At 73.0% G+C, this 8280-nt stretch carries 10 protein-coding genes and 2 pseudogenes; 7 read left to right on the top strand and 5 right to left on the bottom strand.

Translation table 11 applies throughout. The annotated features are described in order from the left end of the window. Window positions 1-141 (top strand): annotated as a pseudogene (locus AB0G13_RS32920) (phytochelatin synthase); the annotation flags it as partial. 117 nt (window positions 142-258) lie between these two features. Here AB0G13_RS32920 and dusB read toward each other — a convergent pair. The 4 genes from dusB to AB0G13_RS32940 form a co-directional block, all read right to left on the bottom strand. Next, window positions 259-1431, bottom strand: coding sequence for a tRNA dihydrouridine synthase DusB (dusB, locus tag AB0G13_RS32925; RefSeq protein ID WP_357883051.1), 1173 nt, complete (start codon window positions 1429-1431; stop codon window positions 259-261). Between the two features lie 63 nt (window positions 1432-1494). Beyond that, complete coding sequence (locus AB0G13_RS32930; RefSeq protein ID WP_357883054.1) at window positions 1495-2874, bottom strand: glycine--tRNA ligase; 1380 nt, start codon at window positions 2872-2874, stop codon at window positions 1495-1497. Window positions 2875-2979: 105 nt separating this feature from the next. Next, window positions 2980-3453 (bottom strand): hypothetical protein, encoded by a 474-nt coding sequence (locus AB0G13_RS32935; RefSeq protein ID WP_357883075.1) that lies wholly within the window; start codon window positions 3451-3453, stop codon window positions 2980-2982. Window positions 3454-3579: 126 nt separating this feature from the next. Further along, the gene (locus tag AB0G13_RS32940; protein WP_357883057.1) at window positions 3580-3921 is read right to left on the bottom strand and encodes an antibiotic biosynthesis monooxygenase; all 342 of its coding nucleotides are present in this window, start codon (window positions 3919-3921) and stop codon (window positions 3580-3582) included. Between the two features lie 27 nt (window positions 3922-3948). Between AB0G13_RS32940 and AB0G13_RS32945 the strand changes: the two genes are divergently transcribed. The 6 genes from AB0G13_RS32945 (at window position 3949) to AB0G13_RS32970 (ending at window position 7646) form a co-directional block, all read left to right on the top strand. After that, window positions 3949-4206 carry a hypothetical protein gene (locus tag AB0G13_RS32945; protein ID WP_357883060.1) on the top strand — a complete coding sequence of 86 codons (258 nt, stop codon included), beginning with the start codon at window positions 3949-3951 and terminating at the stop codon, window positions 4204-4206. Window positions 4207-4260: 54 nt separating this feature from the next. Beyond that, window positions 4261-5262 (top strand): metal ABC transporter substrate-binding protein, encoded by a 1002-nt coding sequence (locus AB0G13_RS32950; protein ID WP_357883063.1) that lies wholly within the window; start codon window positions 4261-4263, stop codon window positions 5260-5262. Further along, the gene (locus tag AB0G13_RS32955) at window positions 5259-6020 is read left to right on the top strand and encodes a metal ABC transporter ATP-binding protein (RefSeq protein WP_357883066.1); all 762 of its coding nucleotides are present in this window, start codon (window positions 5259-5261) and stop codon (window positions 6018-6020) included. The genes AB0G13_RS32950 and AB0G13_RS32955 overlap by 4 nt, the downstream gene beginning before the upstream one ends. A 1-nt stretch (window position 6021) precedes the next feature. Further along, window positions 6022-6888: a metal ABC transporter permease gene (locus AB0G13_RS32960; RefSeq protein WP_357883069.1), complete on the top strand. Its 867-nt coding sequence runs from the start codon at window positions 6022-6024 to the stop codon at window positions 6886-6888. Window positions 6889-6951: 63 nt separating this feature from the next. After that, window positions 6952-7251 carry a metalloregulator ArsR/SmtB family transcription factor gene (locus tag AB0G13_RS32965; protein ID WP_088998913.1) on the top strand — a complete coding sequence of 100 codons (300 nt, stop codon included), beginning with the start codon at window positions 6952-6954 and terminating at the stop codon, window positions 7249-7251. Next, window positions 7248-7646 (top strand): transcriptional repressor, encoded by a 399-nt coding sequence (locus AB0G13_RS32970; protein ID WP_357883072.1) that lies wholly within the window; start codon window positions 7248-7250, stop codon window positions 7644-7646. The genes AB0G13_RS32965 and AB0G13_RS32970 overlap by 4 nt, the downstream gene beginning before the upstream one ends. A gap of 539 nt (window positions 7647-8185) precedes the next feature. Here AB0G13_RS32970 and AB0G13_RS32975 read toward each other — a convergent pair. Continuing rightward, a pseudogene (locus tag AB0G13_RS32975) lies at window positions 8186-8280 on the bottom strand (peptidase E); the annotation flags it as partial.

Genomic DNA, 8280 nt, shown 5'->3' on the forward strand with positions numbered 1-8280 from the left:
CACTACATCAGCGTCGTCGGCTACCGCGACAACGGCAACACCGTCACCATCGCCGACTCCGCCGACCCCAACCAGGCCTCCTACCGGATGAGCGTCGACAACCTGGCCGACTGGATCGCCACCCGCGGCTACACCGCCTGACCCGACCCGACGCAACACCGAACGACGACAAGGGCCGGCCCCGACACGGGGCCGGCCCTTGCGTCGTCTCAGTCCGCAGCCGCGCCGGAGCCGGACTCAGCGGCGCTGGAGCCAGACTCAGCCGCCCGAGTCGGCCAGCTCGGCGCCCTCCGGGACGGTGTCGTCGTCGCGGCTGGCCAGCCAGCCTTCCGGCAGGAAGACCTTGCCGGGCGAATTGGTGCGGCCGCGCGGCTGGCCCAGCGTGGCCACCGGGAAGGGCACGGTCGGATCCAGCTTGCCGAGCAGGTCGTCGAGCTGGGCCAGGCTCTCGATCATGGCCAGCTCGCGGCGCAGCTCGCTGCCGACCGGGAAGCCCTTGAGGTACCAGGCGACGTGCTTGCGGAAGTCGGTGCAGCCGTCCCGCTCGCCCCGGGCGGGGGTGCGGGCGCCCGCGGTGAACTGGTCGACCAGCAGTTCGGCGTGGCGACGCATGGTCCGCGCCACCTCGCCGAGGGTGGGCAGCCGGCGCTCCGGGCGGCCGTCGAACGCGGCCTCCAGGTCGGCGAAGAGCCACGGGCGGCCCAGGCAGCCCCGGCCGATCACCACGCCGTCGACGCCCGTGTGCGCCACCATCCGCAGCGCGTCGTCGGCCTCCCAGATGTCGCCGTTGCCGAGCACCGGCACGTCCAGCGCCTGCTTGAGCGTGGCGATGGCGTCCCAGTCCGCCGTGCCGGAGTAGCGCTGCGCCGCCGTACGCCCATGCAGGGCGACCGCCGCCACGCCGGCGTCCTGGGCGGCGAGGCCCGCTTCCACGTACGTCAGGTGGTCGTCGTCGATGCCCTTGCGCATCTTGACCGTGACCGGCACCCCGGCGGGCGACGCGGCGTCCACCGCGGCCCTGACCAGCCGCGCGAAGAGTCGGCGCCGCCACGGCAGCGCCGAGCCCCCGCCCTTGCGGGTGACCTTGGGCACCGGGCAGCCGAAGTTGAGGTCGATGTGGTCGGCGAGGTCCTTCTCCACCACGATCCGCACGGCGGCGGCGGTGACCTCGGGGTCGGTGCCGTAGAGCTGGAGGCTGCGGGGCCGCTCGTCGTCGCCGAACGCGATCATGCGCAGCGTCTTCGGGTTCCGCTCCACCAGCGCGACGGTGGTGATCATCTCGCAGACGTAGATGCCGCCGCCCTGCTCCCGGCAGAGCTGCCGGAAGCCGATGTTGGTGATGCCGGCCATCGGCGCGAGCACCACCGGCGGCCACACCTCGTGCCGCCCGAGGGTCAGCGGGCGCAGGGCGGGAACGGTCGGCGCGGTCACCGGACAAGTGTACGGGGGGACCGGGCGGCGCAACTCCCGCGCCGGCCGGTCCCCCGCCGCAGCTCAGCAGCCGGTAAGGCGCTCGATCAGGTAGCGCTCGACCTGGTCCAGCGCGATGCGCTCCTGGGCCATGGTGTCCCGGTTCCGGACGGTCACCGCGTTGTCGTCCAGGGTGTCGAAGTCGACCGTGACGCAGAACGGGGTGCCGATCTCGTCCTGGCGGCGGTAGCGGCGGCCGATCGCCTGCGAGTCGTCGAACTCCACCACCCAGCGCTTACGCAGGTCGGCGGCGAGGCCCTTCGCCTTCGGCGAGAGCGCCTCGTTGCGCGACAGCGGCAGCACCGCCACCTTGACCGGGGCCAGCCGCGGGTCGAAGCGCATCACCGTGCGCTTGTCCACGCCGCCCTTGGTGTTCGGCGCCTCGTCCTCGTCGTACGCCTCCAGCAGGAACGCGAGCACCGCGCGGGTCAGGCCGGCGGCCGGCTCGATGACGTACGGCATCCAGCGCTCGCCCTTGGCCTGGTCGAAGTAGGACAGGTCGACGCCGGAGTGCTTGCTGTGCGTCAAGAGGTCGAAGTCGGTGCGGTTGGCGATGCCCTCCAGCTCCGCGAACTCGGTGCCGCCGAACTGGAAGCGGTACTCGATGTCGACGGTGCGCTTCGAGTAGTGGGAGAGCTTCTCCTTCGGGTGCTCGTAGAAGCGCAGGTTGCTCTCCGACAGGCCCAGGTCGAGGTACCAGTTCCAGCGCTCGGAGAGCCAGTATTCGTGCCACTGCTCGTCCGAGCCCGGCTCGACGAAGAACTCCATCTCCATCTGCTCGAACTCGCGGGTACGGAAGATGAAGTTGCCCGGGGTGATCTCGTTGCGGAACGACTTGCCGGTCTGGGCGATGCCGAACGGCGGCTTCTTGCGGGCGACCGTCTCGACGTTCTTGTAGTTGACGAAGATGCCCTGGGCGGTCTCGGGCCGCAGGTAGTGCATGCCCTCCTCGCTCTCGACCGGGCCGAGGAACGTCTTCATCAGGCCGTTGAACATCTTCGGCTCGGTGAAGGTGCCCTTGTTGCCGCAGTTCGGGCAGTTCAGCTCGGTCAGCGAGGCCGGCGGCTTGCCGTGCTTGGCCTCGTACGCCTCCTCGAGGTGGTCGGCCCGGAACCGCTTGTGGCACGACTGGCACTCGGTCAGCGGGTCGACGAAGGCGTCCAGGTGGCCGGAGGCGGCCCAGACGTCGCGGGCCAGGATCACGGCGGAGTCGAGGCCGACCACGTCGTCGCGCTGCTGGACCATCGTCTTCCACCACTGCCGGCGGACGTTCTCCTTCAGCTCCACGCCGAGCGGACCGTAGTCCCACGCCGACCGGGTGCCTCCGTAGATCTCGCTGGAGGGGAAGACGAAGCCTCGGCGCTTGGCGAGGCTGACGACGGCGTCGACACGGTCGGCTGGCATGTTTTCCTCCTACGCCGACTGGCGGTCGGCGGGGACGCGGCAAAAGGACGGAACGAGCAGTTCGGGACCCGCGTCGTCCCGGGCCCAGCAGAATACCGAGACGGGTCAGCTCACCCCGCACACCTCCATGCCGCCGGTCTGCTGGTCCTGCCCGAGGGTGACCTCCTGCCGGTCCTGCTGGCCGCCGGTGTAGGTCACGTCGACCGGCACGGTGAGGGAGACGGCATCCACGTCGCCCACCCGGAACGTCGCGATCCGCGGCTCGGCGGCCACCCGGCGCTCGAACTCCCGGCGCGACTCGCGCCGCTGCGCGTCGTCGCAGAGCTGGTCGTACGCCGCGCCGTACTTCCGCTCGACGAGCGCCTGGTAGTAGTCGGTGGAGACGGCTCGTCCCTGCTCGCGCACGGCCTGCACCCCGGTCACGGCCAGACCCACCACGGCCGCGCCGCCACCGCCGCAGCAGAGCAGCACGGCGAGTGCCCCGGCGCCCAGCCCGAGCCAGAGCCGGGTGTTGCGCCCCTCGGTGGGCGGCGCCGCGAACGGCGGGGTGACCCCCGGTCCGGGCGGCGGGGCGGGCACGCCCGGGTCCCCCGGCGGACCGGGCACGGCGGGCGGCTGCGCCCCCTGCTGGCCGGGCGGCGGAGGGTACGGCGGCGGGATCGCCGGTCCGGGAGCGGTCATGAGAGCAATGTAGTGCCCACGGGCTCAGCGGTAAGGACCAGCGGCCCGATCGCTGGCGGCCAGGACGACGTCCCCGCCCGGGGCGGCGCTGGCGAGCGCCTCGTACGCCGACGGTTCGTCGACCGACTCGGCGAGCAGCGGCACGGCGGTGATCTTGACGTCGAAGCCGCCCAGGGCGCGCCGGTAGGTGCCGACCGACTCCCATTCGGTGACCAGGCACCAGTGCCGGGGGTCGTCCAGCGCCCGGACCAGTTGGCCGCGCAGGTAACCGGGGCGGGCCGCGAGCGCGGCGAGGGCGGCGTGCGCCCGCTCGGTGAACGCGTCGGCGACATCGACGTCGACCACGAACCGGTTCGTCACCAGCACGGGGTTCCTCCTCGTAGAGTCTGTGGGATGCAGCGTACGCAGAGCCCCCTGCCGGCCCGGCTGGCCCGGGCGAACCCGACGACGGTGTTCCTGGTCACCCTGGTGCTGGTGCTGGTCGCGTTCTTCACCCCCGGCGTGGTCGGCGGGCTGCTCACCCTGCTGCTCGCCGCGGCCGTGGCCGCGCTGATGGTCACCACCTGGTCGGTGCAGACGGCGCAGACCAGGCTGATCCGGCTGGTGGCGCTCACCCTGCTGGTCACCGCGGGCCTGGTGAAGCTGTTCTGACATGCAAGCATGCGTTTTTGACAATCATTATCGTTGTCGCGGACAGTTCGTAACATGAACATCCGCTCCGCCCCACGCACCCTGGCCGTCGCCACCACCGCCCTGCTCGCCCTGGGCGGTGTCGCGGCCTGTTCCGACGACGACACGGCCGGCGCCGACCCGCAGCGGGTCGACGTGGTGGCCGCCTTCTACCCGTTGCAGTTCCTCGCCGAGCGCATCGGCGGCGACGCGGTGAAGGTCAGCAACCTGGTCAAGCCCGGGGCGGAACCGCACGACCTGGAGCTGAACCCGGGCCAGGTCGGCCAGGTCGCCGAGGCGGAGCTGGTCGTCCTCCTCAAAGGCTTCCAGCCGGCGCTGGACGAGGCCGTCGAGCAGAACGCCAAGGACCGCGCGTTCGACGTGTCGACCGTGCAGCCGCTGATGGACGCCGCCGCGGGCGGCCACGACCACGACCACGAGGGCGAGGAGCACGCCCACCCCGAGGAGTCGGGCAAGGCCGAGGAGCCCGGCCACGAGGAGCCCGGCCACGAGGAGAGCGGCACCAAGGACCCGCACCTGTGGCTGGACCCGACCCGCCTGGCCACGGTCGGCGACAAGCTCGCCGAGCGGCTCGGCCAGGCCGACCCGGACCGCGCCGCCGACTACACCGCCCGCGCCGGGGCGCTGCGCGCCGAGCTGGAGAAGCTGGACGCCGAGTTCACGGCCGGGCTGAAGACCTGCCAGCGGCGGGAGATCGTGGTCAGCCACACCGCCTTCGGCTACCTGACCGAGCGCTACAAGCTGGAGCAGATCGGCATCACCGGTCTCAGCCCGGAGAACGAGCCCGCCCCGCAGCGTCTGGCCGAGGTCGCCGAGGAGGCCCGGGAGCACAAGGCCACGACGATCTTCTTCGAGACCCTGGTCAGCCCGAAGGTGGCCGAGACCATCGCCGCCGAGGTCGGCGCGAAGACCGCGGTGCTGGACCCCCTGGAGGGACTGTCGACCGGCGGCGGCGACTACCTTTCGGTGATGCGTACCAACCTTGCGACCCTGAGGACGGCGTTGAGCTGCTCGTGACATCCCCAGTCATCACCGTCGCGCACGGGGTGGTCGGCTACGACGGCCGCCCCGTGCTGCGCGATGTCTCGCTGACCGTGACCGCCGGCGAGGTGGTCGCGGTGCTCGGCGCCAACGGCTCCGGCAAGTCCACCCTGATCCGCGCCGCGCTCGGCCTGGTGCCGCTCAGCTCCGGGTCGGTCACCCTCTTCGACCGTCCGTTGCGCCGCTTCCGGCAGTGGCACCGGATCGGGTACGTACCGCAGCGGCTGGGCGCCGGCAGCGGCGTGCCGGCCACCGTCCGCGAGGTGGTGGCCTCCGGCCGGCTCGCCCGGCGCGGGGTGCTGCGCCCGCCCGGCGCGGCGGACCGGGCCGCGGTGACCGCCGCGCTGGAGGCGGTCGGGCTCGCCGACCGGGCCAACGACCCGGTCGGCACCCTCTCCGGCGGGCAGCAGCAGCGCACCCTGATCGCCCGGGCGCTGGCCGGCCGGCCGGAGCTGCTGGTCCTCGACGAGCCGACCGCCGGGGTCGACGCGGCCAGCCAGGAGGCGTTCGCCGGGGCGCTGCACGACTTCGTCGCCGGCGGCGGCACGGTGCTGCTGGTGGCCCACGAGCTCGGGCCGCTGCGGCCGCTGATCAGCCGGGCGGTCGTCGTACACCAGGGTGGGATCTGCCACGACGGCGCGGTGCCCGAGCCCGCCGGCCACCACGCGGAGCCCGACCACGACCACGTGCACCCGCACGGTCCCGACGAGCCCGCCGGGCTGTGGAGCAGCTGAGATGGAACTCTTCCAGTACCCCTACATGCAGCGGGCCCTGATCGGGGCGCTGATCATCGGCCTGGCCGCACCGGCGCTCGGCATCTACCTCGTGCAGCGGCGGCTCGCCCTGATCGGCGACGGGGTGGGGCACGTGGCGCTCACCGGCGTCGGCGCGGGCCTGCTGCTCAACCGGTCCCCGGTGCTCGTCGCGGTGGCCGTGGCGACCGCCGGTGCGATCACCATCGAGCTGGTCCGCGCCCGCGGGCGCACCTCCGGCGACCTGGCCCTGGCCCTGCTCTTCTACGGCGGCATCGCCGGCGGCGTGACGCTGGTCGGGCTCTCCGACAGCACCAGCGCCAACCTGAACGCCTACCTGTTCGGGTCGCTGACCACGATCTCCCCGCAGGACCTGACCACGATCGCGGTGCTCGGCGTCGCGATCGGGGTGACCATGCTGGCGCTGCGCCCGGCCCTGTTCGCGGTCTGCCACGACGAGGAGTACGCCCGGGTCTCCGGCCTGCCGGTGCGCACGCTCAACCTGCTGCTCGCCGTGGCCACCGCGGTCACCGTGACGATCGCCATGCGGGCCGTCGGGGTGCTGCTGATCAGCGCCCTGATGGTGGTGCCGGTGGCCACCGCGCAGCAGGTGACCCGGGGGTTCCGCAGCACGATGACGGCGGCGATGGCGCTCGGGCTCTTCGCCGCGGGCTCCGGGGTCTGGGTGGCGGCGAACGCCGACACCGCCCCCGGCGCCTCGGTGGTGCTGATGGCGATCGCCTCGTTCGGGGTGGTCGCGGTCCTCGGCGCGGTGTGGCGGGTGCTGCGCCGACGGCGCACCCCGGCCGCCGCGCCCGCGCCCGAGCCGCACGAGGTGGTGCTTCACTGATCCTGGTCGGCGGCGGGTGATCCTGGTCAGCGGCGTGTCGGCGGGATTGGTTACCGTTACGGGGTGACCGACGGATCAGGCTACGACGCCTTCGAGGGCGCGAGCGAGCTGCTGCGTGCCCTCTCGGCACCGATCCGGCTGGCCATCGTCAGCGAGCTCGCCGAGGGCGAGCGCTGCGTGCACGAGCTGGTCGACAAGCTCGGCGCCGCGCAGCCGCTGGTCTCCCAGCACCTGCGGGTGCTGCGGGGCGCCGGCGTGGTGCGCGGCTCCCGGCGGGGTCGCGAGATCGCGTACGCGCTGGTCGACGAGCACGTCGCACACATCGTGGCCGACGCGGTGAGCCACGCCGGGGAGGGATCATGAGCATGACCGGTTCCACGGTCCGCAACACCCGGCAGCGCTCGGCGGTGAGCGCGCTGCTCGGCGAGCTGGAGGGCTTCCACAGCGCGCAGGAGCTGCACGCGATGCTGCGCGAGCGCGGCGAGCGGGTCGGGCTGACCACCGTCTACCGCACCTTGCAGGGGCTCGCCGACACGGGCGAGATCGACGTGATGCGCCCGCCGGGCGGCGAACACCTCTACCGCCGGTGCAGCGAGGGCCACCACCACCACCTGGTCTGCCGGGCCTGCGGCCGCACCGTGGAGGTGGCGGGGCCGACGGTGGAGAACTGGGCCGAGCGGGTGGCGGCGAAGCACGGCTACGCCGACGTCAGCCACACCCTGGAGATCTTCGGCACCTGCCCGGCCTGCGCGGGCTGACTCCGCCCGCCGCCGCTGCCCCGCCCGCCGCCGAGCGGTGCGCCGCCGGTCCGTCGCGTGCCGGGGACGGCCGCGCGTGGCACGCTGTCCGGCGTGAAGATCTACGCCGATCGCTTCCCGACCGCCGTCCGACAGATGATCACCGACCTGCTCGTCGTCGCCTGGGTGTACGGCGCGATCCGTGGCGCGCTGTGGCTGCACGACCTGGTCCAGAAGCTCGCCGTACCCGGGCAGAAGCTGGAGGGCGCCGGCGGCGGCCTGGCCGACAACCTGGCCGAAGCGGGCGGCAAGGTCGGCCGGGTGCCGCTGGTCGGCGACGAGCTGACCGCGCCGTTCGAACGCGCCGCCACCGCCGCCCGCTCGCTGGCCGAGGCGGGCCGGGACCAGCAGGAGCTGGTCGACCAGCTCGCGCTCGCGCTGGCCGTCGCCGTGCTGGTCTTCCCGCTCGGCCTGGTGCTCTTCGGGTGGCTGCCGCTGCGGGTGCGCTGGATGCGCCGGGCCGCCTCGGCCGCGAAGCTGGCCGCCGCCCCCGCCGGCCGGAGGCCGTGCACGCGCCAGACGGCGCAGAGGTTGGCGACACTGCCGCCGCCCACCCAGACGACGTCCTGGGCGAGCAGGTGGGCGCGGACGTCGT

It is taken from the genome of Micromonospora sp. NPDC023633 (assembly GCF_040640035.1).
In the GTDB taxonomy this organism is placed as follows: domain Bacteria; phylum Actinomycetota; class Actinomycetes; order Mycobacteriales; family Micromonosporaceae; genus Micromonospora.